24 protein-coding genes are annotated in these 26,356 nt (G+C 41.6%); 14 read left to right on the plus strand and 10 right to left on the minus strand.

Features of this window, described 5'->3' with window-relative positions; genetic code table 11:
• Positions 1-136 precede the first annotated feature (136 nt).
• From DJ568_RS03230 to DJ568_RS03240, 3 genes are read left to right on the plus strand one after another with little or no spacing between them, the layout of a single operon-like run.
• The gene (locus tag DJ568_RS03230) at positions 137-1,030 is read left to right on the plus strand and encodes a toxin-antitoxin system YwqK family antitoxin (RefSeq protein ID WP_158534862.1); all 894 of its coding nucleotides are present in this window, start codon (positions 137-139) and stop codon (positions 1,028-1,030) included.
• Positions 1,023-2,930, plus strand: a complete 1,908-nt coding sequence (locus DJ568_RS03235; protein ID WP_158534863.1) for a DUF3857 domain-containing protein — start codon at positions 1,023-1,025, stop codon at positions 2,928-2,930. Before DJ568_RS03230 ends, DJ568_RS03235 begins: the two co-directional genes overlap by 8 nt.
• A gap of 9 nt (positions 2,931-2,939) precedes the next feature.
• Positions 2,940-4,904, plus strand: coding sequence for a DUF3857 domain-containing protein (locus tag DJ568_RS03240; RefSeq protein WP_114003818.1), 1,965 nt, complete (start codon positions 2,940-2,942; stop codon positions 4,902-4,904).
• 64 nt (positions 4,905-4,968) lie between these two features.
• Here DJ568_RS03240 and DJ568_RS03245 read toward each other — a convergent pair whose 3' ends face one another.
• A complete protein-coding gene (locus DJ568_RS03245) occupies positions 4,969-5,328 on the minus strand; it encodes a rhodanese-like domain-containing protein (protein WP_114003819.1) in 360 nt (119 codons plus the stop codon).
• Positions 5,329-5,606: 278 nt separating this feature from the next.
• Here DJ568_RS03245 and DJ568_RS03250 point away from each other — a divergent pair, with 278 nt between their 5' ends.
• Complete coding sequence (locus DJ568_RS03250) at positions 5,607-6,764, plus strand: DUF4185 domain-containing protein (protein WP_114003820.1); 1,158 nt, start codon at positions 5,607-5,609, stop codon at positions 6,762-6,764.
• 77 nt (positions 6,765-6,841) lie between these two features.
• Here the strand turns inward: DJ568_RS03250 and DJ568_RS03255 are convergent, their stop codons facing one another.
• Entirely contained in the window at positions 6,842-7,660 is an 819-nt protein-coding gene (locus DJ568_RS03255; protein WP_114003821.1) for an alpha/beta hydrolase, read from the minus strand.
• A 181-nt stretch (positions 7,661-7,841) separates the two neighbouring features.
• Here DJ568_RS03255 and DJ568_RS03260 point away from each other — a divergent pair, with 181 nt between their 5' ends.
• The 6 genes from DJ568_RS03260 to DJ568_RS03285 all read left to right on the plus strand — a co-directional run bounded on the left by DJ568_RS03260 (position 7,842) and on the right by DJ568_RS03285 (position 15,904).
• Complete coding sequence (locus tag DJ568_RS03260; protein ID WP_114003822.1) at positions 7,842-8,522, plus strand: metal-dependent hydrolase; 681 nt, start codon at positions 7,842-7,844, stop codon at positions 8,520-8,522.
• A 163-nt stretch (positions 8,523-8,685) separates the two neighbouring features.
• Positions 8,686-11,076, plus strand: a complete 2,391-nt coding sequence (locus DJ568_RS03265; protein WP_114003823.1) for a GH92 family glycosyl hydrolase — start codon at positions 8,686-8,688, stop codon at positions 11,074-11,076.
• Between the two features lie 275 nt (positions 11,077-11,351).
• Positions 11,352-11,585 carry a hypothetical protein gene (locus DJ568_RS03270; protein ID WP_114003824.1) on the plus strand — a complete coding sequence of 78 codons (234 nt, stop codon included), beginning with the start codon at positions 11,352-11,354 and terminating at the stop codon, positions 11,583-11,585.
• Positions 11,586-11,618: 33 nt separating this feature from the next.
• Positions 11,619-12,701 (plus strand): AI-2E family transporter, encoded by a 1,083-nt coding sequence (locus DJ568_RS03275; protein ID WP_114003825.1) that lies wholly within the window; start codon positions 11,619-11,621, stop codon positions 12,699-12,701.
• Positions 12,702-12,977: 276 nt separating this feature from the next.
• A complete protein-coding gene (locus DJ568_RS03280; protein WP_158534864.1) occupies positions 12,978-15,632 on the plus strand; it encodes a PQQ-dependent sugar dehydrogenase in 2,655 nt (884 codons plus the stop codon).
• A gap of 92 nt (positions 15,633-15,724) precedes the next feature.
• Positions 15,725-15,904 carry a hypothetical protein gene (locus DJ568_RS03285; protein WP_114003827.1) on the plus strand — a complete coding sequence of 60 codons (180 nt, stop codon included), beginning with the start codon at positions 15,725-15,727 and terminating at the stop codon, positions 15,902-15,904.
• Positions 15,905-15,956: 52 nt separating this feature from the next.
• On the opposite strand, the gene DJ568_RS03290 is transcribed toward DJ568_RS03285, so the two are convergent.
• The 3 genes from DJ568_RS03290 to DJ568_RS03300 form a co-directional block, all read right to left on the minus strand.
• Entirely contained in the window at positions 15,957-16,397 is a 441-nt protein-coding gene (locus DJ568_RS03290; protein ID WP_114003828.1) for a carboxymuconolactone decarboxylase family protein, read from the minus strand.
• Between the two features lie 68 nt (positions 16,398-16,465).
• On the minus strand, positions 16,466-17,038 hold the full coding sequence (locus DJ568_RS03295; protein ID WP_114003829.1) for a Crp/Fnr family transcriptional regulator: 573 nt from the start codon (positions 17,036-17,038) through the stop codon (positions 16,466-16,468).
• The gene (locus tag DJ568_RS03300) at positions 17,038-17,916 is read right to left on the minus strand and encodes a YitT family protein (protein WP_114003830.1); all 879 of its coding nucleotides are present in this window, start codon (positions 17,914-17,916) and stop codon (positions 17,038-17,040) included. The genes DJ568_RS03295 and DJ568_RS03300 overlap by 1 nt, the downstream gene beginning before the upstream one ends.
• Positions 17,917-17,999: 83 nt before the next feature.
• On the opposite strand from DJ568_RS03300, the gene DJ568_RS03305 reads away from it, so the two are divergent.
• Complete coding sequence (locus DJ568_RS03305) at positions 18,000-18,470, plus strand: DUF4920 domain-containing protein (protein WP_114003831.1); 471 nt, start codon at positions 18,000-18,002, stop codon at positions 18,468-18,470.
• 7 nt (positions 18,471-18,477) lie between these two features.
• On the opposite strand, the gene DJ568_RS03310 is transcribed toward DJ568_RS03305, so the two are convergent.
• The 4 genes from DJ568_RS03310 to DJ568_RS03325 are packed head-to-tail and all read right to left on the minus strand — an operon-like array spanning position 18,478 to position 21,711.
• The gene (locus tag DJ568_RS03310) at positions 18,478-19,734 is read right to left on the minus strand and encodes an aspartate kinase (RefSeq protein ID WP_114003832.1); all 1,257 of its coding nucleotides are present in this window, start codon (positions 19,732-19,734) and stop codon (positions 18,478-18,480) included.
• A 5-nt stretch (positions 19,735-19,739) separates the two neighbouring features.
• Positions 19,740-20,540 (minus strand): DUF3298 and DUF4163 domain-containing protein, encoded by an 801-nt coding sequence (locus DJ568_RS03315; RefSeq protein WP_114003833.1) that lies wholly within the window; start codon positions 20,538-20,540, stop codon positions 19,740-19,742.
• Between the two features lie 12 nt (positions 20,541-20,552).
• Positions 20,553-21,020, minus strand: a complete 468-nt coding sequence (locus DJ568_RS03320) for a GNAT family N-acetyltransferase (RefSeq protein WP_114003834.1) — start codon at positions 21,018-21,020, stop codon at positions 20,553-20,555.
• A 1-nt stretch (position 21,021) separates the two neighbouring features.
• Positions 21,022-21,711: a YggS family pyridoxal phosphate-dependent enzyme gene (locus tag DJ568_RS03325; RefSeq protein ID WP_114003835.1), complete on the minus strand. Its 690-nt coding sequence runs from the start codon at positions 21,709-21,711 to the stop codon at positions 21,022-21,024.
• A gap of 39 nt (positions 21,712-21,750) precedes the next feature.
• On the opposite strand from DJ568_RS03325, the gene DJ568_RS03330 reads away from it, so the two are divergent.
• The 3 genes from DJ568_RS03330 to DJ568_RS03340 are packed head-to-tail and all read left to right on the plus strand — an operon-like array spanning position 21,751 to position 25,824.
• Positions 21,751-22,350 (plus strand): DUF4296 domain-containing protein, encoded by a 600-nt coding sequence (locus DJ568_RS03330; protein ID WP_114003836.1) that lies wholly within the window; start codon positions 21,751-21,753, stop codon positions 22,348-22,350.
• 18 nt (positions 22,351-22,368) lie between these two features.
• Entirely contained in the window at positions 22,369-24,729 is a 2,361-nt protein-coding gene (locus DJ568_RS03335) for an endonuclease MutS2 (RefSeq protein WP_114003837.1), read from the plus strand.
• Between the two features lie 12 nt (positions 24,730-24,741).
• Positions 24,742-25,824 carry an SGNH/GDSL hydrolase family protein gene (locus DJ568_RS03340; RefSeq protein ID WP_114003838.1) on the plus strand — a complete coding sequence of 361 codons (1,083 nt, stop codon included), beginning with the start codon at positions 24,742-24,744 and terminating at the stop codon, positions 25,822-25,824.
• An 88-nt stretch (positions 25,825-25,912) separates the two neighbouring features.
• Here DJ568_RS03340 and DJ568_RS03345 read toward each other — a convergent pair whose 3' ends face one another.
• A complete protein-coding gene (locus tag DJ568_RS03345) occupies positions 25,913-26,260 on the minus strand; it encodes a hypothetical protein (RefSeq protein ID WP_114003839.1) in 348 nt (115 codons plus the stop codon).
• Positions 26,261-26,356 lie beyond the last annotated feature (96 nt).

Consider the following 26,356-nt stretch of genomic DNA (forward strand, 5'->3'; position numbering starts at 1 on the left):
TCACTAATAAGAAAACGATATTTACTTAGATAATTACGTTTTAATGTAAGGTCATTATTATTGTTGCGCATAACTATAGCTTTATTTGTTAAAGCTAATTCCATTGCCGAATTATCTGACCTTTACAATTGCGAGGTTGAATTTTCCACGGGCATCCGGCAAATTCAAACTTGTACATACCAATGGGAAGTTAATGGGTGAAGGTAATTATGTTAATGGCGATTTTGACGGACCTTACAAAACTTACTACCCTTGCGGCACTTTAAATACCAGTTATAATTTTAAAGGCGGGGAAGTGGACAGTAGCTATGTAAGGTATTATTATAACGGTAATAAAGAAAGCGAAGGTATATACAGGTCCGGCAGCCAGACAGGAGTATGGAAGTTCTACAATGAAGACGGTAATTTAAATTGTATGATAAACTATATAGATGGTCTGCCTGAAGGCGAAAAGATATACTTTGACGATAATGGTACCAAAGATTACATTGGCATGTATAAGGCCGGGCTGCTAGACGGGACAGTTAAAAAATATGATCCATCAGGTGTGCAGGCTTATCAAACCGAATTTAAAGATGACAGGACAGAGGCTTATACTTATTTAGGTGCCGACGGTAAACTCGTACCGTTAATACCTATCAAATATGTAAACGGGAGCATGAAATCATTTTTCCCTAATGGCAACCCCTCCCGCCATTGTAATTACAGCGACGGAGAAAAACATGGACGTGATGTAATATTTTACAGCAGTGGCCAAATACGTGAAGAAGGCAGTTTTGAATATGGAATGGCTAATGGTTTATCAAAAACTTATCACCTTAACGGGAAATTAAAGAGTGAACGTAATTACATGTACGGTAATGTAGAGGGAGTAGGACGTGAATATTACCCCGAAGGTGGGTTAAAAACTAAAATAAATTACGACAATGATTTAAAACATGGCCCAGCCAAGTATTATAATAAAGATGGAAAACTGGTTAAAACGGTGTGGTATTATTATGATAAACTTTTATCTGTTACGAATGAATAAGGCGGGTAGGTTATTGTTGCTGTTTTGCTTTGTTGTAAATACGTTGCAAGCGCAGGATATTGAAACTTTACGCAAGCAATACCCGGACGAAAAAGCCGTGATGTTGAACAGGGTGCTGGAATATACCATCGAGATTAAGAACGGGGTGCCTTATGTTGAGAGCCGCGAGTTAGAGCAAATACAGTATTTGTTGGGAACGGCTACGGCTTTTATGGGTAGGCATAGCTTTTTTCACAGTTACTTTGAGGAGGTAATATCATATGATGCTTATACGCGTACACCGGATGATAAAAAGCTGAAGGTAACTAACTTTCAAACTAACTCTAATGAGGCGCGATCAGTTTTTTACAATGACACTAAAGAAACTACATTTCAATTCCCGTCGGTAGTGCCGGGTGCCGTTGGTAACTTAAACGTAGCCTGGATTAACAAGGATCCTCATCTGCTATCGCCTTTTTACTTCACAACTTATATACCTACTATTAATAGCGAACTTCGAATCACCGCATCAAAGGATATTAATCTTAAGTACCATTTATTGGGTATTGATACCAGTAAAATTATTGTTAAAGTTGAAGCGGGAAAACGAGGCGGTAAAGTGTACACTTTTCAATCAAAGAACAGCACGGCCGAACGTAGTTATAACGATGCACCGGGCTATGCATACTATCTACCCCATGTTATATTTTATATAGATAGTTACAAAGATAAAGGTGTTACGGTACCATACCTGTCAAACGCTGATGATCTTTACCGCCTCAATTACAGTTATATAAAAGCGATGGAGCCAAAGCCCGGTACAGGAGTTAAAGAGGTTGTTGATTCGCTTATAAAAGGATTGACGACCGATGAGGAAAAAGCCCGCAGCATTTACAGCTGGGTGCAGCGTAATATCAAGTATGTGGCGTTTGAAGATGGCATGGGCGGTTTCATTCCGCGGCCGGCTGAGTTGGTTTGTAAAAGGCGTTTTGGCGATTGTAAGGATATGTCGAGCATTATGACCGAAATGTTGAAGACAGCGGGCTTAAAAACATATTTTACCTGGATAGGCACCCGGCGACTTCCTTATAAGTATAGTAAAATGCCGCTGCCGATGGTAAGCAACCATATGATATGCACCGTTGACATTAATGGAAAACTCATCTTTTTAGACGGTACAGACCCAACCTGCGTATTTGGTATCCCGTCATCGCACCTGCAGGATAAAGAGGCTATGATATCAATTAATGAAAATGAATATAAAATAGTTACGGTGCCTACGGTTGAAAAGGAGAAAAACACATTAACAGATACTACATGGCTGGAAATTACTGCGGCTGGTATTAAGGGTAAAATACGCAAGCATCTTACCGGGTATTTTGCTACAGATATGCATGGAAAGCTTATATATCGCAACAAGAAAAACATGCAGCAATACCTGAGAGATGACTTCGAGCGGGGGTCAAATAAATTTCAGTTGGAGGCTTTTGATATTGATGAGAGAGATGCTGGCGCAGTGACAATGGTTGCTGACTTTTTGCTGCCTGACTATATTAAAAAACATGGTGACGAGTACTACCTAAACCTGAACTTGTTTAAGTTTTTCCAAAATGAGCAAATAGACCATCCTAAACGGAAAATACCTGTCGAAAATGACTTTAACTTTCTTAAAAAATATGTTACGCTGTTAAGGGTGCCTGATGGCTATAAAATTTCCTATATGCCGCCGGGTAAAAGTTATCGTAACAGCATCTGGGGATTCAACTTAAAGTACGAGCAAAAAGATAACTGGGTTATATTGACACAGGAGTATGATAATAATACCCTACTGTTAGCCAATACCGGCTTTAGCGATTGGAACAAAGTTTTGGAAAATCTTTATCCGTTGTACAAAGAAACACTAAGCCTCACAAAAATTTAAACTATAATAATGAAACGAATACTAATTTTAATCACTGCTTTACTGCCTGTGCTATCTGTTAATGCACAACCGGCAAAAATTGAGAAAGAAACCTGGGTTGAAAAACCAACGGTTTACAAACTTGACGGTAAGTATGATAAGGAGTCAGCGGTGGTTATTTATGACAAACGTAGCACCGAGTTTATTGACCAGGGAAAGGACCTGGCATCATACTACACCTTGCATAAAATAATACATATTATTGATGACAAAGGGATTGAAGGTTTTAATAAGATTTATTTAGGTATAAGTGAAAACGCAGATATTGTTGATGTAAAGGCCCGTAGCATATTGCCAGGCGGAAAGATAGTTGAGCTGGATAAATCAAACATCAAAGAAATAAAGGATGAAGAAGGCAACTTTTACAAGATTTTTGCCATGGAAGGTCTAGTAAAAGGCTGTGACGTTGAGTACTATTACACGTTTAAACGCCCGGTGTCATTCTTTGGGCGCGAAAATTTACAGACTGGCTTGCCGGTGCTGGAAAGCGTATTTCAGGTTATCGCACCGATAAGGTTAAAGTTTGATGTAAAGGCTTATAATGATGACGTGCAGGTTACCGAGAGACTACTAAATAATAAGCAGGTACTGGAGTGCCGTTTAAAAGATTTACCCGGCGTTGAACGCGAAAAATATGCCAACTACTTTGCGAATCTGAAACGTGTAGAGTATAAACTATCATATAACAACTCTGTAAATAAAGATGAACGGTTATTCACCTGGAACCACTTGGCTAAAAGGATGTATAGCGTTTATACTGACTACAGTGAAAAAGAAGAGAGAATAGCTGCCGATATGGCCCGGCAAAACGGTTGGGACAAATTACCTGACGAAACAGCCAAAATCAAGGCGGTTGAACACTATATAAAAAAGAATTTTACCTATCACGAGGATCTCCGTGGCGAGGAGGCTAACAAAATATCAACTATATTAAAAAACAAAAATGCAGGCTCCGAGGGGATTGTACGCTTATACAGTGCTATTTACAAGAGTATCGGGGTTGCTTATCAGTTTGTGTTAACCAGCGATAGGGAAAGGGCCTTATTGGATAAAAGATTTGAGAACTGGAATAATGCAGACGATCCAGTATTGTTTTTTCCGGCGCAGGGTAAGTTTTTAGCCCCAACCCGGCCCGACTATCGCTATCCATGGATTAATCCGGCATGGTGTGCTGGTAACGGTTTATTCTGCAAATCTACGTCGCTGGGCGGTTTAACCACAGCCATTGCCGAAGTGAAATACATACCGCTTGAGGATATTAATAGTATAAAAAACGATATCGATGCAAAAATAGAATTCAGTAATGGGCTTGATTCATTGGTTATGGATTATAAGCAGATATTCAGTGGGTACGCATCAACAGTATTTAGAAGCGCTTTTACGTTTGGAAACGAAGAACAAAAAAAAGCGTTCATAAAAAATATCACTAAGTCTTTCCAAAGCACCGACAATATTTTGTTTTCAAAAGTAGAGAATACTTCTTTTGAAGACCTTGGTAATAATGTACCTTTTGTATTGCATACCAAAACAAAATCAGATGTATTGATTGAGCGTGCCGGCAACAAAGTGCTGTTAAAAATTGGTATGGCAATAGGGCCGCAGGTAGAAATGTATCAGGAAAAGCCTCGGCAACAGCAGATTGATATTAATTACGGCCACATACAGGCGCGTAAATTACAGGTTATAGTACCTGATGGTTATAAAATAAATAACCTCGACGATCTGAAAATGGATATAACTTACAAAGACGATAAGGGAGTAACCATGGGATTTGTTTCGGGTTATGAACTGAAAGGAAATATACTTAACATAAATATTGAGGAGATATATCGCGACACATATTACCCCATAACCCGCTTCGACGATTTTAAAAAAGTAATAAACGCCGCGTCGGACTTTAATAAAATTGTATTGGTGCTTGATAAAAAAGCTTAACGCTACGTTATATGTCTGCAAATGCCTTCTATTAAAATGGAAGGCATTTTTGCTAAATAACTTTTTACTTAGCCTTTAAAGGATAACCTTTAGCCGTCCAGTCGGTATTGAGATTTGTGGGCAGGTTTAACATCTTAACCTGCGTATATCCGAGTGCTTTTAATTCAGAAAAAGCTGGTTTGGCATTAGGGCATTTAGCAAACGGGCAGCATCCGCAATAAATTACAATAGGTGTGTTTTTGGGTAATGGCTTAACCGCCACGCGTAATTTTCTCAGGTTACCTGCTTCGCTGGCTGCGCCTATATGTATAGCGCCTTTAATATCTTCTACCACGCCAATATTAAATATAACGGGCAGTTTTGCCGTGCTACCACTTAATTGGAAGCCAGCGCTGAGGGCGCTAATAACTGTTGTGCAGTCCACGGGTAATTGTTTAACTCCGCCAATTTTACCAAAGGCGAGTTTTGTGCATGGCTAGCATAGGTAACAAATAGTAGCACAAGCAACGCGATTATTACTTTGAATTTTATTACAGGCATTTTAAAACGAAGTGAGCACTTAGTTAACTGTATAACAGCAAATTTAGTTTAATATAAGGTCTTTTTTTTATTGCTGCAGCAAATTAATTATGTAGTTTTATCGCTTACTTGTATTTACATGTTTGGCCAGAAAGCTGAGTTGTAAACTACCATGAACCAATTATGAAACAAACAAATTTGCTTTTTACTGCTATTACGGCAGTAACACTTTTTGCATCCTGTAAAAAAGCTGATGATATGTTAAGCCCGGAACGCCGGAACGCGGTTAAGGAAACAAATGCGGCCTACGGCGTTTACAAAGACCCGGTATTCACCCAATTTATGAACCGTACCGAAGGCCTTATTGCCAGTGATGCAGGCGCGACTATTTTATTGAATGACGGCAGTACTTTATGGACATTTGGCGACACGTATGTTGATCGGTACCGTGTAAGTGATAATACCATTCCTTGTTTGTTCCAGGTACGTAATATGGCCATGTTGCAGCCACCAAACGACTGGAACTGGCGCAACTCAAAATCGCTGTTGAGCCCGTCTAAAGGCACTTTGTTTGTGCCACCGGTTGATAAGAAATATTTTAACTGGCCATCCAGCGGTTTTCAGCTAGGCGACACAGTGTTTGTGTACAGCAGCAATTTTGAATCGACAAGCGGCGGCGGTGGTTTTGCTTTTAAGCATACGCACGTTGATATGTGGGTGAAAATGAAGTTCCCTGAAATGACAGTGGCAGGGTATAAAGCGCTTCAAAATTTCAACGGCATGAGCTTCGGTATATCGTTTGAAAAGGATGCTGACGGCTATACTTACACTTATGGAAATAAACAAACTTTTATTTTGAATGATGTGTTCCTGGCGCGTTTTCCAACAAACAACCCTTACACAAAATGGGATTTTTGGGACGGCACCGGCTGGACAAAAGATGTTAACAAAATTAAAAGAGTAGGCGATGCGGCTTCAAGTGGAGTAAGTGTAGCTAAAGTGAGAAACCGGTATGTAATAGTAAGTACGCAGTTTAGTGTAGGCTGTGATCAGGGCAGCCAGATATATGGCTCGGTTAGCGCAAGCCGCACGGGGCCGTTTACCAAACGTAAAACCATTTATACGATACCTGATAAGCTGGATGGGCATTATCCATTTTTTTATGCGCCAAATATACACCCGCAGTTTATTAACAACCGTAACGAGGTGTTGGTTACTTACGCGATTAATGGTTACGGCAGCTGTGTGGCTACTTGTAAGGGCGGGCGCATGAACCCCGATGTGTATCGCCTGCGCGGTATACGGGTGCCGTTGGCTTTAATGGACTATGTTTTAAAATAATATGGCGCCTTACAGCGGCGAGTATGCTGATTAGTTAATCGGTGTTAAGATTTCCTATCGCTTATTGCTCGTCATAACTATTTAGCGGATTCTATCTCCTTCCTGATCTCAGCTACCTCTTTCAACAGTAACGGGAATGCAGGTTGCGCCATTTCGCCATGGTCAAATCCCTGCAGCTCATACAGTTTTGTACGGGTATGGCCGGCCAGCTTAAACATACGGGCCATGTAGGCATTTTCTTCATACCGGCCAAAAAGTTCTTTTTCACGGTCACCGGTAATAAGCAGTATGGGTGGGGCATCCTGCCGTACAAAATACAAAGGCGAGTATTTGTCTATAGTTGGCTGCAGCGGCTTAAGTCCATTTTCATTTCTGATGGTAAAATGGGTAATAGCCTGCCCGCTAAAAGGAATAAGCCCGGCTATCCGGTTAGCATCAATGTGGTGTTTATCCAGGTAGCTTTTATCCAGCGTAATCATGGTGCCCAGGTAGCCGCCAGCCGAGTGCCCCGATACAAATATTAGTTTATCGCTGCCTCCGTACTTTGCAATGTGTTTAAAAACCCAGGCCACTGCCGCCGCCGCATCTTCTATATAAACCGGTGCTTTTACCTTTGGCGACAGCCGGTATCCTACACCGGCAATGGCGTAGCCCTTATTCAGCAATTCTTTAGGGATCTCTTTAGCACCGCCAGTTATACCGCCTCCATGAAACCATACTATGGTTGCGTAGTTTTTTGCACCTTGAGGATAGTATAAATCAATGGTGCATTGGGCGTCTCGATAAGCGTCAGCAGACCCGCTTGTTTCATGGTACCGGATATTTTTTTCGGTAACGTATTGCAGTTGTTGAGCCCCGGCCGAAAAGCTGCTGATCAGCAGGACGAATAAAAACATTCTTCTCACGGCGGCAAGTTATGAATATGTGTTTACAGATAATGCTGTTTTTTTTATTTCATGCTTGTGCGTGTTCCATAATCATTCACGAGAATGCTTCATTAGCGGCTTAAACACAATTTTGCTAATACCCCACCGTTATCATAAACAAACCTTAAATTACGCACTAAATACATCTGATATGAAATTAACTTACTACGGCCACGCTTGTTTCTCTGTAAATATCAATGGCAAACATATCCTGTTCGATCCGTTTATTACACCTAACCCTCTGGCAAAAAACGTCGACATTGACACCATTGCGGCAGATTATATATTTATCTCTCACGGTCATTTCGACCATGTTAATGATGCTGTAGCCATAGCCAAACGTACTGGTGCTAAAGTGGTAGCAAACTGGGAAATAAAAGATTGGTTTATAAAAAACGGAATAGAGAATGTACATCCCTTAAACCCGGGCGGACAGTGGCTGTTTGACTTTGGTTGGGTAAAGGGCACCATAGCCCAGCACTCAAGCAGTATGCCTGATGGCAGTTATGGCGGTGTACCGGGTGGGTTTATATTTAAAACGAAAGAGGGCAATTTTTATTACAGCGGCGATACAGGCCTAACGTTGGATATGCAATTGGTGCCTAAATGGGTTGTACCTGATTTTGCTGTGTTCCCCATAGGTGATAACCTCACGATGGGCGTTGATGACGCTATTGAAGCTGCTAAAATGGTAAACACTACGCAGGTGGTAGGTGTGCATTATGATACTTTTGGTTTAATTATGGTTGACCATAAAGCGGCTGTTGAAAAATTCAAAGCTGCGGGCATTACGTTGCATTTAGCAGCCGTTGGCAGCACAATAGATTTGTAGTGTTTTACAAATTGAAGTTAGACGCATTACTGTATTGTGCATTGGCATCGATTGCATAAAAATTTATTTGTTACGTAAATATCCTACGTAAATGCTTATTATTATGGCTTAAATAACAAAATTCAACTTAAATAAGCCTGAGTTTAGATCTAATAATCCAGTAATGAAAAAAAAATTTTCTCTTATCGCCTTGTCCGCCTGTATTCTGTTGTCGGCTTGTAACACGGAAAATAAAGACGGTGAAACCGCCGTAACTGAACAGGAAAAGCAACCCGTAGATTACATTAATCCGTTTATTGGTGCAAGCACAAAAGCGGGCGAAAACCAAACAGAGTTTTTTCCCGGCAAAACTTTTCCCGGCGCGGCATCACCGTTTGGTTTGGCGCAGTTTAGTCCTAACACCGTAACCGGCGGCGATAACGCATCAGGTTACAGTTACGAGAATACGAGTATAGAAGGTTTCTCGGTAATGCACCTGAGTGGCACCGGCTGGTATGGTGAATTAGGTAACTTTTTAGTAATGCCAACCACCGGGCCCATGAAAACGGTTGCCGGCAGGCTGGGCAAAGAGGCTGAAGGCTGGCGCTCGGAATACAAGAAAGAAAATGAAAAAGCCACCGCGGGTTATTATTCGGTGTTGCTTGATAAATACAATGTAAAGGCCGAGATGACCGTTGCGCCGCATAGCGGGATTATGCGGTTCACCTTCCCTGAAAACAAACAATCACGCATCCAGATAGATCTTGCCCGCCGTATAGCAGGCACCTCGGTATTGCAAAACGTTAAGGTGCTTAATGATAGTACTATACAAGGGTGGATGAAGTGCACACCACAGGGCGGTGGTTTTGGTAACGGCGAAGCTAACAACCCATATACGGTGTATTTTTATGCTAAATTTAGCAAGCCGCTGAAAGATTTCGGTGTGTGGAGTGCTGATATACCTGACGGCTGGGTACGCAAACGCGATGAAGTGGTGAGCGATAAATATGTACAGCAAGTGGCCAAAGCAGCTGTATTAAAAGGTGTTACCGAAAAGGAAGGCAAGCATCTGGGTTTTTATACTGAATTTGCTACCAAGGCTAACGAGCAGGTATACTTAAAAATAGGGGTATCATTTGTAAATATTGAGGGTGCTACGGCTAACCTCAACAGTGAAATTACCGGCTGGGACTTTGATAAGGTTCACCGGGATGTGCGCAAATCATGGAACAATGAATTGAGTAAAATGCTGGTTGAAGGCGGCACCGATGAAGAAAAGACGGTTTTTTATACAGGTTTATATCATGCCATGCTTGATCCCCGCTCTGTAGTTGACGTCAACGGCAACTATAACGGCGGCGACGGTAAGATACATAAAGCCACCACATTTACTAAACGCAGCACATTCAGTGGCTGGGATGTATTCAGGAGTCAGTTTCCACTTCAATCCATTATTAATCCTACGATTGTTAATGATGAGATAAACTCATTGGTTGAGCTGGCCGACGAAAATGGTAAACAATATTTAGAGCGGTGGGAAATACTTAACGCGTACACCGGTTGTATGCTGGGCAATCCTGCCGTTAACGTAATTGCTGACGCTTATGCAAAAGGCATCCGTGACTATGATGTGCAAAAAGCATATAAATTTGCCGTTAACACCTGCGAGCGTTCGGGCAACGGCGAAAAGGGCTTTGCAGTATATTGCGACCCTAAAGACGAAGCGATAGGTTACGCGGGTTCGCCTTTCAGTATTTCAAATACGCTTGAATTTGCCTACTCAGAATGGTGCCTGGCGCAACTGGCTAAAGCATTGGGTAAAAAAGATGATGAGGCCAAATACATGAAACGCTCAAAGAGCTACGTGAATATCTGGGATAAGGAATCGGGCTGGTTCAGGCCAAAAAATGAAGATGGTACCTGGGAGGCATTGCCTAAAGAGGGTCGTTTAAAACATTTTTATGGCACGGTTGAAAGCAATCCCTACCAGCAGGGCTGGTTCGTTCCGCATGATATACCAGGCATGGTGGCCATGATGGGTGGTAAGGAAAAGACTCTGGCCGACCTAACCCAGTTTTTTGAAAAGGCCCCGGCAGATTTCATCTGGAACGACTATTACAATCATGCCAATGAACCGGTTCATCATGTGCCGTTTCTGTTTAACCGCTTAGGCTCACCATGGCTTACTCAAAAATGGACACGCGAGATATGCAAAAGGGCGTACCATAATAAAGTATATGGCTTAGTGGGTAATGAGGATTTAGGCCAGATGTCTGCATGGTATATACTCGCTGCAAGCGGTTTCCACCCGATTTCGCCAGGCGACAACAGGTATGAACTGACAAGCCCGGTATTTAGCAAGATTACTATAAAGCTAGATCCTAAATTTGCTACGGGGAAAACCTTTACAGTTGTGGCCAATAATAACTCAGACAAGAATGTTTACATCCAAAGCGCCAAGTTAAACGGCAAAGTATACACCCATAGTTTTATAAACCACGCCGATATTATTGCCGGTGGTACACTTGAATTGGAGATGGGGGATAAACCAAACGAGAACTGGGGCATTAATTAATATAATATTTCTATAAATATAAAGCAGGTGATAAGCCTGCTTTTTTTTATGGACCTTATTTTACAAGGCAGGTAACCGTGTTAACTTAAATACCTAAACTAACCATGCGGCCTTGCTGCGTTACTTGTATAGACATCATGCAAGAATTATAAGCGCGTATGAAGAAATAAATCATATTGATTATCAATATTGTATATAAAAGTTAACAAATTGTTAACCTGATTATAAACAAATAATATTTGTGGATTGTATTAATAGGTACAATTACTCACATCATGAACGAATCTATGTCATCCAGCTCAATCATGTACGCTACGCAGTACTGGGGGGCGCCGGCTTTTGTTAAAATTACCCCTGCGGGCAACAGCTATGATCTTTATATTAATGATCAGCATTTAGCAGTTCTATCGTATCGTGATAACCTGATTTTAGAAGATGTTGAAGGCCGGTTTGATGATGCCGAGATGATAAGTGAAATAACCCAGCATATTGAGGCTAATGTTCATTAATAAACTTTATTGCCGTTAAGTTGTTAAGTATGCATGGCTAAACTTCAACGCAGCGTACTTGTATTATTTCTTTTCTTTCTCATTTTTAGTGGTTTATATTTCTCTAAAGAGTTTCTTGTGCCAATTGCTATTTCAGCTATACTGGCCATGCTTTTTATCGGCTTCAGCAATTTTTTGGAACGTAGGGGAATAAGCCGTGCATTTTCCGCATTGTTTTCGATGTTAGTGTTGCTGATATCGATAGGCCTGATCGTTTTTTTATTATCCCTGCGCTTAAGCGAATTTGCTGCCGATTTTGACACGATGAAAACGAAACTTACTGAATTACTTGATAATTTAAAACAGTGGGTACGTGCTACCATAGGCCTCAGCGTAAAAGAGCAGGAAAAAATTCTTAAGCAAGGTCAGGAGTCGGCCGGCAACGGCGGTGCTATGGCTGCCGCAGTGTTGGCGTCGCTAATGGGTATGGCCGTTAACCTGGTATTAGGCATAGTATATATGTACCTTTTCCTTTACAACAGGAGCCATATTAAGAAGTTTTTTATCATGCTGGTGCCCGACAGCGTAAACAGGAAAACCGATATTGTAATACATGAATCGGCAAAAGTTGCACAAAAGTATTTGTCGGGACTAGGAGGGATGATTGCCTGTTTATGGGTTATGTACGGTATAGGTTTTACCCTTGTAGGTGTCGAAAATGCGATATTTTTTGCCGTGTTGTGCGGGATTTTAGAAATTGTGCCCTTTGTTGGCAATTTAACCGGAACTTCATTAACAGTGTTAACCGTGCTGGTGCAGGGCGGCAGCGGCAGTATGGTAATTGGTGTGCTCGGTACATACTTTGTTATCCAGTTTGTGCAGACTTATATTTTAGAACCACTGATAGTGGGCGAGCAGGTAAGTATCAACCCCTTATTTACTATTATGGCCATTGTACTTGGCGAAATGGTATGGGGAATACCCGGCATGATACTGGCTATACCCTTATTAGGCATAGTAAAAATAATTTGCGATAACGTACCCGAACTTAAACCATACGGCTTTTTGATAGGCAGTGAACCTAAAAAGAAAAAAACAGGGGTAATTGATAAGCTAAAAAAGCTTATCGGTAAATGATCTTTGCCGGTTAAAACTTACTTTTTTTGATAACCTGGCATGCTGCTGATCTGTGTTAAATTTTTCACACCGGTTAAGGGAAGCTGGCTCAAGCACCTATCACATTTTTTACATGATGCTAAATCGATATATAGCGAATTTCGTGAATTTTATAGCTATTATTACACAATTAAAAAATACAATCAACCAAGTTAGCTTCTTTAAATGTCTATTAGTACTTCGTCATCTTTACGGCTTTTTGCTTTTACAATTGTTTGTTTGATTTTGTTCTCATCAATGATGATATCCAACCGGGCTGAAAAAGTTCACGTTGCCGGTATGCCGGTTGATACAGAGCAGAACAGGTTTACTAAAACGGTACTTGCTGAAAAGCTTGACGAACCGCTGCAAATGCTCATATTTAAAGATAACAAAGTGCTTTTTATTGAGCGGAAGGGCAACGTAAAACTTTACAACCCTGAAACTAAAACCACTAGTGTTATAGCCGTTATACCGGTTAGTACTAAGTACAAAAGCAGGGAAGGGAAAATAAGCGAAGCTGAAGACGGCCTGCTTGGTGTAATAGCCGACCCAGGCTTTGATAAAAATCACTGGCTTTATCTGTATTATTCGGCAGCTGGCGATGAGGCTAAAAATATTTTAGTGCGCTATGAATATGTTAACGATAAGCTGATCGAATCATCAAAAAAAATAGTGCTTGAAGTGCCGGTGCAGCGGGAACAATGCTGCCATACAGGCGGCAAAATGGCTTTTGATAAAGATAATAACCTTTATCTTACAACAGGCGACAATACAAGTTCAAAAGCTACCGGCTATAGCCCCTCTGACGAGCGCGAAGGCCGCAGTCCATGGGATGCGCAGGGCACCTCAGCCAATACCAATGACTTGCGTGGCAAAATACTGCGCATACATCCTGAACCCGATGGAACATATACTGTGCCGGACGGAAATTTGTTTCCGAAAGACATGGCGAAAACAAGGCCCGAAATTTATGTTATGGGCATACGTAACCCATACAGCATATTTGTTGATAAGCGCTCAGGTTATTTGTATTGGGGGGAAGTAGGACCCGACGCGGGCAGGGATTCGGCTAACCGTGGTCCGCGCTCATATGATGAGTACAACCGTACCAATAAGCCTGGTTTTTTCGGCTGGCCTTATTTCGGCGCAGACAATAAGGCATACCATAAGGTAGATTTCTCCACAGGGATGTCTAAAGGAAAATATAATCCGGATAAACCGCTTAATACATCACCCAATAATACCGGCTTAAATGAACTCCCGCCCGCGCAAAAGGCACTTATTTGGTATTCGTATGAGAAATCAGAGGAGTTTCCGCTTTTGGGTACGGGCGGCCGGTCTGCCATGCTGGGCCCGGTTTATTATGCAGAAGATTATGCGTCATCTGCAAAGCGGTTCCCTGACTACTACAACAATAAGCTGTTTATATTTGAATGGCTGCGTGACTGGATACTTACCGTAAATTTTGATGAAAATGGAAACTACCAGTCGATGGAACGGTTTTTACCCGGTATGCGCTTCAGCCATCCTATGGATTTAAAGTTTGGGCCAGATGGCGATATGTATGTATTAGAATATGGGCAGGGTTGGTTTACGCAGAACAACGATGCGCAATTGGTTCATATCACGTACAACGCCGGTAACCGTAAGCCCAATGTGATGGCGGCGGCTGATAAAACTGTCGGCGGATTACCCCTTAAAGTGAACTTTTCGTCGGCGGGTACGCATGATTTTGATAATGATAAATTAACCTATAAATGGACGGTTATAACGCCTTCCGGCGCGCGTATACCGTTAAAAGGAGAAAACCCTGCATATACTTTTTTAAAAAAAGGAGTATACAAAGCAGTTTTAACGGTTACCGACGTTAAAGGTGCATCGGCATCCAAAACAGTAAGCATTAAGGCGGGCAACCAACCGCCTGTTATTAACATTGCCGTCTCAGGTAATCAGCTTTATTATTTCCCGGGCAAACCTGTAAACTACAAAGTGACCATGCGCGATAAGGAGGACGGTATAATACCCGGCGGAAAATTACCACAATCAAAGTTGAAGGTTTCGATAACGCAAACCGGATCAGAAAAGGGCGCTAATACACCTGGACATCGTTACGGACCTGAGAATTTTACAGAAGGAAAATCCTTAATGCTTAAAAGTGATTGCAAGGCTTGCCACGACGATAAGCGGAAGGTAATAGGACCATCTTATACAGCTATAGCCGCAAAGTACAGTGATGAACCGGCTAATGTTGAAAAACTGGCTGCAAAAATTATCAGCGGCGGTAATGGCGTATGGGGCGAAATGAATATGTCTGCTCATCCGCAGATGCCTAAGGATGATGCCAAAGCTATCGTCCGTTACATATTAAATATAGCTTCGGCTGATGCAACGCCGGCTAACCTGCCGCCTGCGGGAACTTACGACCCGGGTAATAAAGACGGCCTCTTAACTGTAAAAGCGGCGTATACTGATAAGGGTATTCCCGGGATACCCTCGGCGTTTACCGAAGCGGCTTACATATTAAACAGCCCGGTTTTAAATGCGGCAAATGGTAAATTCAGCGGTGATTTCCAGGTGCACAATAAAGTTAATGGTAGATCTGCGGTGCTTGTTAAAAAAGCAGGTAACATAACTTACGAAAACATAGATCTTACCGGTGTTTCAGGTTTTGATTTAAATGTATCTACGCCCGGAAAAACATCCGGAGGTGCCATCGAGTTAAGGTTTAATAATCCCGAGGGAAAACTGGTTGGTTCTGTAACTGTAGCAAAAGGAGTTGAGCGGCACAACATCCGCGTAAACCTCGCTAATTTATTTAGTGGAAAACACAACCTTTGCCTGGTATTTACAGGCCCTGATACTAAAGAAGGCATATTATATATTGATACCATTACGTTACTGGCACGCTAGCATCACACGGCAAATTCGGTATAGTTCTTGCTTAATTAATGATATCGGCGCTGAATGTGCCGGACATCTTTTAACATATAAATTTCGTCGTTATGAAAAATAACCAGGATTTGAGGAACAGTGGAAACTTCCAGGGTAACTCTACAGCAGACAGGGCTTTCTTTGATCAAAAAGAAGCGCAGAAACAAAAAGGGATCAGCAATGGAGGCGGGCAAAGATCTGACCAAACCTCAAATAAAGACAACAACCGCAAACACGAGAATAAAAAGTAAGGTAAACAAACAAACAGAAACAGCGATGGGGGCAATCCCATCGCTGTTTTGTTTAACGTAAAGCAGGTTGCTTCTCTGTGCTGATAACAATCCTGTTCCAGCCATTAATTGCTACTATAGCCATTATGATATTGGTGATGTAAACATCATCAAAAATTGCTGACGCTTGCTGGTATGTTTGATCGGACACCCGCCCATGTATCAATGTTACTTCTTCGGTAAGGGCAAGTACAGCCCGTTCCTGCTCATCAAAAAAAGGCGTGTCGCGCCACGCAGACAACGCATAAATCCTTTGTTCCGTTTCGCCGGCTTTGCGTGCATCGCGGGTATGCATATCAATACAAAAAGCACAACCGTTTATTTGACTCGCACGTATCTTAATCAGGTGATGATGTGTATGCAGCAACGGTGTACCCGCTACATAGTTGCTTAATTGCAGCATGGCATTATATGCCGCCGGATTGGCTTTACTGATGTCTGTTCTGTTACTCATGATATTAAAATTTATATCACAAAGGTGTTGAGAACAGGCGCTTAAAAAAATGAATCCAGTTTAAGAAATTAAACTTTTTTAGCCCGTATGCGGCTTAAAAACTGTGGCGTAAACCCTAAATATGAAGCCAGCATGTATTGAGGAACTCGTTGAATAAATTCCGGAAACAGCCTGCTGAATTCACGGTAAAGTTCCTCATCATTCATGCTTGATATATAATGTATGCGTCTTTGTGCAGCGATAACAGATTTTTCAAACATATTACGGAAGTAAGTTTGCAGTTGGGGTATCGCCGATATAAGTTCGGTTTCATGTTGCGGGGTAAGCAGCAGTAGCTCACAGTCTTCAACGGCTTGCAGATAGTATGTGGAAGGTTTTTGGTTGTACAGGCTGTCGTAATCGGCCAGCCACCAGTTTTCAAGCCCGAATTGAGTAATTTGCTCGGTTAACTTCTTGTTAACGAAATACATCCTTACGCATCCCTTTAATATGAAGTAGTTTCCCTGGCAAATCTTTCCAGGCTGTAGTATAAAAGTCTTCTTTCTGAGTTTTGTTAGCGTTAATTTGTTGGTTATCAACGCCTCGTCAGCATCAGTTAAGCTAACGTGTTTTTTTATGTGTGTAAATAGTTTCGGGTACATTAATGTAAGCCCTTACGCTTAAGCAAACCGCCTGTAGTATCTTCAATACTTTGTAAAACAATAAACGCTTTAGGATCTACCTCAAGTATCACCTGCCTTATAGCCGGCACCTCAAGCCGGGTGGCAACTGTAAAAACTATATCCCGGGTATCATTCATTTCGCCGTCTTTACCAAAGCCGCTTTTGCCCTGGTATATAGTAACGCCGCGGCCAAGCTGATGTGTTATAAGCCTGCGTATGAGTTCGCTTTTAGTTGATATAACGGTGATGCCCGTATATTGCTCAAGCCCATTCAAAATAAAATCTATCATTTTGGACGCTGCGAGGTAAGTGAGGATAGAGTATAATGCAGATTCTACCCCTAGCGATAATGCGGCTGCTGTAAAAATGAATACGTTTAATATGAGTATAACATCGCTCACCTTAAAAATTTGAGCTTTTTTGCTAACAAGTAATGCAGCTATCTCCGTGCCGTCAAGCACGGCACCGCCCCGTATGGCTAAGGCTATACCTACACCAATAAAAATGCCACCGAAGGCCGCCGTAAGTAACTTGTCTGATGTTATATCAGGTATTGGTACAAAGGCAAGCGCAAGTGCTAAGCCAGCTATTGCCATAGTACTTCTAATAGCGAAGGACTTACCCAATTTTTTATAACCAAGCCATAAAAAAGGTACGTTAATGACAAATATTGGGATTGATATAGGTATGCCGAATATATTAGATAACAACATGGATATGCCGGTAACGCCGCCGTCAATGAAATGGCTGGAAAGCAAGAAGCCCTTTAATCCGAATAGTGCCGAAAAAATGCCCAGTACAGTAAGAAGAGTGTTGGTTATAATGGTACGCTGAAATAAAGTAGACTTTTTCTTCATATATCCAAATATAGTCCATAGCACGAGGATTAGCCGCTATAATTTGTATTTTTACAAAAAAGCACTTAATAATCCCTATTAAAATGAAAACTTTAGTACTGTTACTGAACCTGTGTATAACCGCTTCGGCCTTTGCTCAAAACGTTATAACACCGGCCGCGCCGGGTGTTACGTATGGAAATAAAATCAGTGCCGAAAAATCTATTACCATTAATCAGCTAAAAGGTAAGCTGGCAACAGATTCAATATATAAAGGCAAGTTAACGGGCAGGGTAATGGAGGTTTGTAAGGAGAAAGGCTGTTTTTTAACTATTGCCCAGCAAAATGGCGAACCTGTAACTGTCAAATTCGCTAACTACAGCTTTTTTGTTCCGCAAAGTTTGGTTGGGAAGAGTGTGGTAGTAAGCGGTACGGCCAAAATTAAAACTACACCTGTTGAGCGCTTGCAGCATGTTGCCAAAGACCTCGGCAAAAGTCAGGAGGAAATTGCCAAAATAACAGAGCCAAAGAAGGAAGTACAGATAGTGGCCGACGGGGTTTTGGTGGTTAACTAACCGGTATTTACCTTACAACCATCTGGGCCGTATTCCGGCTTAATTGTTCAAGCAAAACCTCTTTACCGTTAGTTAGTTCTTGCAGCGAATTGTTTTTGTGATGCCTTACGGTTAGCAGTTTAAGGTTGCTGTTATACCTAACCCTGAAATACTCATTTAAAACGGTCAGCAACGGCTCAAAGCGTTCGGCCTGGTCGTCAATACACACGGTGAAGCTGAGTGCCGAAGTCTGCATCATATTTATTTTGGTATGGCTTTTAGCAAAGATGCGGAATATATCACTTAAGTGATCTTCTGTGATAAACGAATAGTCTTTGGCAGAAACCGATAGCAGTACCTGGTTCTGTTTCACGATAATAACCGGTTTTTCAAAATTATTTACTCCGTCCTCCTTAATAACGGTACCGCTTGCGGATGGGTCTGTAAATGGCTTAACCAACAACGGTATTTTAGCATTTTGCAAGGGCTTTATAGTTTTAGGGTGAATAACCGTAGCCCCATAATATGTCATTTCAATAGCTTCAGAATAGCTCAGCTCATCAAATTTTTTGGTATCGCTAAATAATTTTGGGTCTGCATTCAGTATGCCCGGCACATCTTTCCATGTCGTAACGGACTCTGCCTGCAGGCATGATGCAAATATCGATGCCGTATAGTCTGAGCCTTCGCGACCAAGCGTGGTAGTGAAGTTTTCAGATGTTCCGCCTAAAAAGCCTTGTGTTATTATGATGCTTTTTTGCAGTAATGGGGGAATATCTCGCCTAATAGCTGTACAGGTTTTGTCCCATTGAACTGCGCCTTCGCGGTAAGTATTATCGGTGTGGATGTATCCCCGCACATCAACCCATTGGCTTGTAATACCGCTATAATTTAAATAGGCATTTACAATGCGTGTTGATACCAATTCGCCAACAGATACAATCTGGTCATAAATAAAATCATAACTGTCCTGCGGCTCGTCTTCTAATATCCAGTCTATTTCAACAAACGTGTTTTGTATATCATCAAATACCGGGTGATTTTTGTCAAATAACTGGGTAATTATATTAAAGTGATAGGCTTTAACTTCTTCATAAATAGCATATATATCCTCGCTGCCGTTTATATATGCTTTAGTTAGTTTTTCAAGTGAGTTGGTAGTTTTACCCATTGCTGATATAACAACAAGCAGCTGATTATTTTGATATCCCTGTATTATATGGGCAAGGTTTCGTACTCCTTCTGCATCTTTTACAGATGCGCCGCCGAATTTAAAAACAAGCATGAGTTTTACTTAACGTATTTAGATACCACCGCATTGGGACGTATCAAATTTTTAATTTGTTGGTAGGGAATAACTAAACTGGTTTGACCTGCAGCATAAGGTTTAATCTCATATTGATTGTACAAAAACTTCAATCCGAGTGGCGTAATCAAAAAGTTATCATTTAGCGCGAATTTATCATCTTTAAAAAAATAATTGGTAGCCAGCGATGCATCCTGAGTAAGTTTTTCGTTCGATCGGAATATGGTTTCACCTGCTTTAGTAAGCGGTGCTTCATAATTATCAACCAGTATGTCGCCCAGCTTTAATTGCTTATCGGCTCTTACGTCCCAGTTTATGTAACCGGTATAAGCAGCCCCGTGCGCCCCGCCCGAAAAGGTATAACCGCTGGTTTCAAGCGTAACTAATGACGAATCCTGCATGATAACTTTTGCCTGGCTCTCTATGGTATAAAACATATCGCGTGACGGAAAATCCTTACTGTCATCGTCATACATCTTTATAAATCGTGTTGCCATAGCGTCAAGGCTGGTATCTGCCTTTTCGCCCGCAAACATCACTAGTAATTTAGCAACAATACTGTCATTAAGCTTTTTCTGCCCGTTAAATTGTGCGTACTTAACCATCACATGCGTACAATTGCTATCAGCCTTTTCGCCGCAATCGGCGGCGCGTTTGCTAAAGGTTTTATACTCATAAACAAGTGTGTCTGTAAATATTCCATTTTCCGTAGCAGGTGGCCGGCCCCACTGGCATGACGAAAAAATAAATAGCGCTGTAAACAAAGTGATGAAAGCTGTTTTCATAGTTCAATTAACTTAATAGTTTAGTAATTGTTCTTTGCTCAACGATCCGTTAAGCCAGCCGGCCTCAATAGCCGCATTGTATTTTTTATAAAAGTTAATGGCGGGATCATTCCAGTCAAGCACCTGCCAGCTCATGCCGTTAAAGCCCAGTTCGCTTGCCTCTTGTATAACGCGCTCAAACAGCAGTTTACCAATATCGCGCCCGCGCATGCTTTCGGTAACTAAAAAGTCTTCAAGATACAAGCGCGGGCCTTTCCATGTAGAGAAGCGGATATAATACAAGGCGAAACCTACAATCAGCCCGTCAACTTCTGCAACAAAAGCCTTCCAAACGGGTTTCAGCCCAAAACCTGCCTCTGTAAATTCCTCCAGTGTTACAGTAACTTCTTCAGGTGCTCGTTCATACAAGGCAAGTTCTTTTACCAGCTCAAGTATACGGCTGCAATCAGCTTTAACGGCAACTCTTAAGTGTACATGCATATTAGTTATTCTTCCAGTGTTTGGTTACACGGCTGCCAAATATAGTGCTGCCTAATCGTACCAGGTTGCTGCCCTGCTCAATAGCTATCTTATAATCGGCCGACATACCCATGGATAATACGTCAAAGCTATCTTCCTTGCGGAAAAAGCTTTGTTTTATGCCACCGAAGAAAACATGCAGTTCATTAAATTCATCTTTAATCTGTTTAACGTTTTCGGTATTGGTGGCAATGCCCATCAGGCCACGTATACGTACGTTCTTTAACGCATTAAATTCATCAGAACGCAGTAGTTCTATAGCCTCGTCAAACCCAAGCCCGTATTTTGTATCTTCATCGGCTATATATATTTGCAGCAAGCAATCTATAACACGATTATGCTTTAACGCGTGTTTATTAATCTCTTGCAGCAGCTTTATACTGTCAACAGACTCTATCATGGCAACAAACGGCGCTATGTACTTAACCTTATTGGTTTGCAGATGGCCTATAACATGCCATTCAATATCTTTGGGTAATTGCTCTTGCTTCTCTACCAGGTCCTGCACGTTGTTTTCGCCAAACAAGCGTTGCCCGGCATTGTATGCCTCCATGATATCTTCAACAGGCTTTGTTTTTGATACAGCCAGTAACGAAACTTTTATGCTGTCGGTTTCGCTTTTTAACATTTTGATGTTATCTGCAATGCTCATTTATACGTAATTTTGCTCATTAAACCGCTAAATTAAATAATGCGCAAATATATAAGCTGGTTTTTTTCAGCAATAATAGTTTTATGTTCCTGCAATGATAATACGCCCGACGGGGTAATTGAAAAGGACAAAATGGTAAACCTGTTGCTGGATGTACACATAGCGGATGGCAGTATGTTCAATGTTTCCAGTTTGCCCGATAGTGCTTACAAGTATGGCACAGGCAGATACCTGGCTGTATTTAAAAAACATCATACAGATTCGGCGCAGTTTAACCATAGCCTGAAATATTATAGCGCTAACCCTGATGACCTTATAATTATGTATGACAGTATTGGCAAAATACTGCAGCGTAAAACTGATTCGCTCAATAAGATAATGGTAAAGGAGCAGACAAAAAAAATGAATCAGGGGTCAAAAAAAATGATACGTGGGATGGGGGCATTGGACAACGGCGCTGCCGTGTCTAAACAAGGTGCGAGTAAGGCGATACAAAATACCAAAGCTGATTCTTTAACGAAAAAAAGAAGGTTAGATTCATTAAAGGCAAAGATGAAACAAAAAGCAGATTCGATCAGGAACAAACAAAAGTTGAACTCTCAGAAGTCGAAACGGATAAAAGGTCAGCGCGTTCAGTAGCCTAATAATTACACTAAAATGCTTTACCCGAACAATAGCGCCGACAAGCTTGGATTTACTGAAATAAAAGAACTCATAAAAGGACATTGCCTGAGTATTATGGGCCGCGATAGGGTTGATAAGATACAGGTAATGAATAATTACGACCTTATACGCAAGTTTTTGAGCCAGGCAGCCGAGTTCAAAAACATCCTGCAAAATGATGCGGCTTTGCCTATACAGCATTTCTTTGATATCAAAACGCTTGCTAATAAGTCCCGCATTGAGGGTGCATTTTTATCCGAAGAGGAGTTTTACCAGGTACAATCGTCGCTAAATACCGTATTCGCGGTGATAGCTTACTTTAATGAACGGGAAGGCCAGTATCCCAATCTTGAAGCGCTGTTTGAGCATCTTCCCATGGAAAAATCCATTCTTAAGAAAATAGGGATGGTGATTGATGAAAAAGGAAAGATACGCCCCAACGCTTCGCGCGAATTGTTAGAGATTACAACAGGCATTGCTAAGGCTGAGCAGGAGGCACGTCGTAAAATAGACCAGGTATTTAAAACTGCCACATCAAACAACTGGACGGCCGATGGCTCATTGACCATACGCGACGGGCGACTGTGCATCCCTGTACTCGCAGAAAACAAGCGCAAATTAAAGGGATTTGTACATGATGAGTCAGCCTCAGGGCAAACCGTGTACATCGAACCTGAAGAAGTGTTTACCCTGAATAATAAAATACGCGACCTCGAGTTTGAACGCCGGCGTGAGATAGTGAAAATACTTACCGCGTTAACTGACGAGCTACGGCCATTTGTGCCACTTCTGTTGTCGTATCATGGCCTGCTTACCAAACTCGATTTTGTGAGGGCTAAGGCACTATTTGCTGTAGATATTGAGGCCGAGCTGCCCGAAGTTGTAAATGAGGCTAAAATTAAATTGATTGATGCCCGGCATCCATTGCTTTTTTTAAACTTTAAAAAGGAGCAGAAAACTGTAGTTCCGCTTAACGTAAATATCGATGATGGTACACGTATAGTAGTCGTTTCAGGTCCTAATGCGGGCGGTAAGTCGGTGTGTATGAAAACAGTAGGACTGTTGCAACTAATGGTGCAGGCGGGTTTGCTTATACCTGCAAATGAAGCGAGTGTGGTAGGGGTATTTAAGCAGTTGTTTGTCGACATTGGCGATGATCAGTCTATTGAAAGTGATTTGAGTACGTACAGCGCTCACCTTTCAAAAATGAAAAACTTTGTTGAGCAGGCTAATGGTAAAACCCTGGTGCTAATAGATGAGTTTGGTACGGGCACTGATCCACAGTTTGGCGGACCTATAGCCGAAGCCGTACTTGAATCACTTAATCAAAAAAAAGTTAGGGGGATGGTAACCACACATTATTCAAACCTTAAAATATTTGCAAGTAATACCGAAGGAATTGAAAATGCTTCCATGTTATTTAATAACGTGGCGATGCAGCCTTTGTATATTCTTGAGGTTGGTAAACCGGGTAGCTCTTACGCGTTTGAAATAGCTCAAAAAATCGGTTTGCCGCAGCATGTGCTCAATCTGGCTAAAAACAAAATAAGCGCCGGCCAAAAAAAGGTTGATACTTTATTAGTTGACCTGGAGCGCGAAAAAAAAGAAATATATGATAGCAGGGTTCAACAGGAAAAAGAGCAGCGCCGGCTCAACAGCTTGTTAACCGAGAATGAAAAATTAAAAAATTACCTGGACGAAAACAAAAAGGCCCTGTTGCGAGAAGCGAAGCAGGAAGCTCAAAACATTATACTAAACGCCAATAAACTGGTAGAGAACACCATTGCCGAAATTAAAAGCACCAATGCTGATAAGGATGTTACCCGGGCATTGCGCGACAACCTTAATACCGAACTAAAGAAGAATAGTATTAAGCCGGAAACTACCAAAGTGGCTATTGGCGAAGAGGAATTAAAGCCCGGGGATTGGGTAAAGCTTGTGGATTCAGATACTTCGGGGCAGGTTATTGAAATTATTAAAGATAATGTGGTTATTGCCATGGGCGACCTGCGCACCGTAGCCAAGCGTAAGCGTGTGCAAAAGGTGAGTAAATCTGCGGTACCCAAGAGCGTGCGCCGCAGCACCCGCAATGATACCGGTGATTATGCAAGTTTTAGCCCGGAGATAGATGTGCGCGGAAAACGTACTGATGAAGCGCTGCACGCCATTGAAAAGGTGCTTGACAGGGCGCTGATGATGAGTTTTAATAACATTAAGGTAATACATGGTAAGGGCGACGGCATTCTACGTAAAATGATACGTGATTATCTTAAGAAATATGATCAGGTTGACCGTATGGAAGACGAACATGCAGACAGGGGGGGCGACGGCATTACATATGTGTATTTAAAATAACAACAGCTTACTATGCGCTTTTTTTCCTTTATCATATCAACCTTTTTATTTGCAGGATTAACCGCACCAACCGCCGCGCAGCACATGGTTAAACCTGCTGATCCGCGTATTCAATATACCGGCAGGATATCAGTTGAAGACCAGCATATCATGATGTCCTGGAGTGGTACATCGTTGAGAATTAATTTTGAAGGAAGCCAGGTGAAAGCTGTATTGATGGATGAGTATGGTGAAAATTACTATAATGTAATTGTTGACGGAAGAGTTGTAAACGTACTCGACCTTGACAAGGGCAAAAAAGAATATACGCTTGTAGCCGGGTTAAAAGCGGGTAAACACACGCTTGAATTATTTAAACGCACCGAATGGGTTTTTGGCCGTACCTGGATATATGGGCTTGTACTTGAAAATGCCAACACCTTGTTAACGGCGCCGGTTGTAAAAAAACGCAAAATGGAGTTTTACGGCGATTCAATAACTTGCGGATATGGCGTGGAAGACACTACAGGGCAGGATAGGGGGGCATCACCTTACGAAAATGCGTATAAAACATATGCGGCAATAACCGCGAGGTATTTCAATGCCGACTATCATTCCATTTCACGAAGCGGCATAGGGCTTACCATAAGCTGGTTTCCGCAGATAATGCCCGAAATGTATAATAAGCTTGATCCTGTTGATGAGAAGAGTAATTGGGACTTTTCTAAATATATACCGGATGTAATAGTCATAAATCTTTTTCAAAATGACGCAGGCCTCACTAAGGCCACTACTATTCCTGAATATAAACGAAGGTTTGGAAATACGGCACCTACGGCGGAGTATATTGTTAATGCATACGTTAAATTCATAAAGGAATTGCGAAGCAAGCATCCCAAGGCTCATATTATTTGTGTACTTGGCAATATGGATGCTTCGCAAACCGGCTCTGAATGGCGTGGATATGTGAAGCAAGCTGCCGCAGGGTTAAAGGATGCGCGCGTACATTCATTAATATTCCCTTATAAAAAAACGCCGGGTCACCCAAGCGCTGCCGAGCAGCAGGCTATGGCTGATGACCTTATAAAGTTCATTAAGGAAAAGGTGACTTGGTAGTTATACCCGTGGTAACGTAAATCCGGAGGGTATGAATAAAAAAACCTTAAGGGTGTCTTAAGGTTTAGTTTATAAAGAATGCGGTGAGTTAATCCTCACCTTCATCACTTTTATTACTTTCGTAGTTCGGTTCACCATCCTGACTGGCGTCCTTAAAATTATTGTTTTGCGGGTTTTCTTCTGAGGGCTCAGTCCGCGCGAAATAACCGTTGCTGTAACCGGCATGCTGTGACGGGTTGTTTTTATCATCGCCGGAAGTTGTTAAATTCTCTTCGCCAAATTTATCTCCGCCATAACCACTTCCTTCAGGTTGCTCAGGATCTTTCATCTCGCCTCCTAAAAACGTCTTTTTAAGGTTTTCCTCTGTTAAATTATCATCATCTTCAACACGGTAGGCGTTGGGTTTCTCATGATCATCATCATTATAAGCTGCCATAACTTTTTGTATTTAGTATGATAGTAAAATGATTGTGTAAGGGAAATTGTTTTGATTTTGTTTACGAGGTAATTATAAGGGGAGTTGTAAACCACG

The sequence above is a fragment of the Mucilaginibacter hurinus genome (assembly GCF_003324525.1).
Lineage (GTDB): Bacteria > Bacteroidota > Bacteroidia > Sphingobacteriales > Sphingobacteriaceae > Mucilaginibacter > Mucilaginibacter hurinus.

Coding starts and splice junctions, on each gene's coding strand:
- DJ568_RS03235 (WP_158534863.1), top strand. CDS start 1,023: ATGAATAAGGCGGGTAGGTTATTGTTGCTGTTTTGCTTTGTTGTAAAT.
- DJ568_RS03240 (WP_114003818.1), top strand. CDS start 2,940: ATGAAACGAATACTAATTTTAATCACTGCTTTACTGCCTGTGCTATCT.
- DJ568_RS03250 (WP_114003820.1), top strand. CDS start 5,607: ATGAAACAAACAAATTTGCTTTTTACTGCTATTACGGCAGTAACACTT.
- DJ568_RS03255 (WP_114003821.1), bottom strand. CDS start 7,660: ATGTTTTTATTCGTCCTGCTGATCAGCAGCTTTTCGGCCGGGGCTCAA.
- DJ568_RS03260 (WP_114003822.1), top strand. CDS start 7,842: ATGAAATTAACTTACTACGGCCACGCTTGTTTCTCTGTAAATATCAAT.
- DJ568_RS03265 (WP_114003823.1), top strand. CDS start 8,686: ATGAAAAAAAAATTTTCTCTTATCGCCTTGTCCGCCTGTATTCTGTTG.
- DJ568_RS03270 (WP_114003824.1), top strand. CDS start 11,352: ATGAACGAATCTATGTCATCCAGCTCAATCATGTACGCTACGCAGTAC.
- DJ568_RS03275 (WP_114003825.1), top strand. CDS start 11,619: ATGGCTAAACTTCAACGCAGCGTACTTGTATTATTTCTTTTCTTTCTC.
- DJ568_RS03280 (WP_158534864.1), top strand. CDS start 12,978: ATGATGATATCCAACCGGGCTGAAAAAGTTCACGTTGCCGGTATGCCG.
- DJ568_RS03285 (WP_114003827.1), top strand. CDS start 15,725: ATGAAAAATAACCAGGATTTGAGGAACAGTGGAAACTTCCAGGGTAAC.
- DJ568_RS03290 (WP_114003828.1), bottom strand. CDS start 16,397: ATGAGTAACAGAACAGACATCAGTAAAGCCAATCCGGCGGCATATAAT.
- DJ568_RS03295 (WP_114003829.1), bottom strand. CDS start 17,038: ATGTACCCGAAACTATTTACACACATAAAAAAACACGTTAGCTTAACT.
- DJ568_RS03300 (WP_114003830.1), bottom strand. CDS start 17,916: ATGAAGAAAAAGTCTACTTTATTTCAGCGTACCATTATAACCAACACT.
- DJ568_RS03305 (WP_114003831.1), top strand. CDS start 18,000: ATGAAAACTTTAGTACTGTTACTGAACCTGTGTATAACCGCTTCGGCC.
- DJ568_RS03310 (WP_114003832.1), bottom strand. CDS start 19,734: ATGCTTGTTTTTAAATTCGGCGGCGCATCTGTAAAAGATGCAGAAGGA.
- DJ568_RS03315 (WP_114003833.1), bottom strand. CDS start 20,540: ATGAAAACAGCTTTCATCACTTTGTTTACAGCGCTATTTATTTTTTCG.
- DJ568_RS03320 (WP_114003834.1), bottom strand. CDS start 21,020: ATGCATGTACACTTAAGAGTTGCCGTTAAAGCTGATTGCAGCCGTATA.
- DJ568_RS03325 (WP_114003835.1), bottom strand. CDS start 21,711: ATGAGCATTGCAGATAACATCAAAATGTTAAAAAGCGAAACCGACAGC.
- DJ568_RS03330 (WP_114003836.1), top strand. CDS start 21,751: ATGCGCAAATATATAAGCTGGTTTTTTTCAGCAATAATAGTTTTATGT.
- DJ568_RS03335 (WP_114003837.1), top strand. CDS start 22,369: ATGCTTTACCCGAACAATAGCGCCGACAAGCTTGGATTTACTGAAATA.
- DJ568_RS03340 (WP_114003838.1), top strand. CDS start 24,742: ATGCGCTTTTTTTCCTTTATCATATCAACCTTTTTATTTGCAGGATTA.
- DJ568_RS03345 (WP_114003839.1), bottom strand. CDS start 26,260: ATGGCAGCTTATAATGATGATGATCATGAGAAACCCAACGCCTACCGT.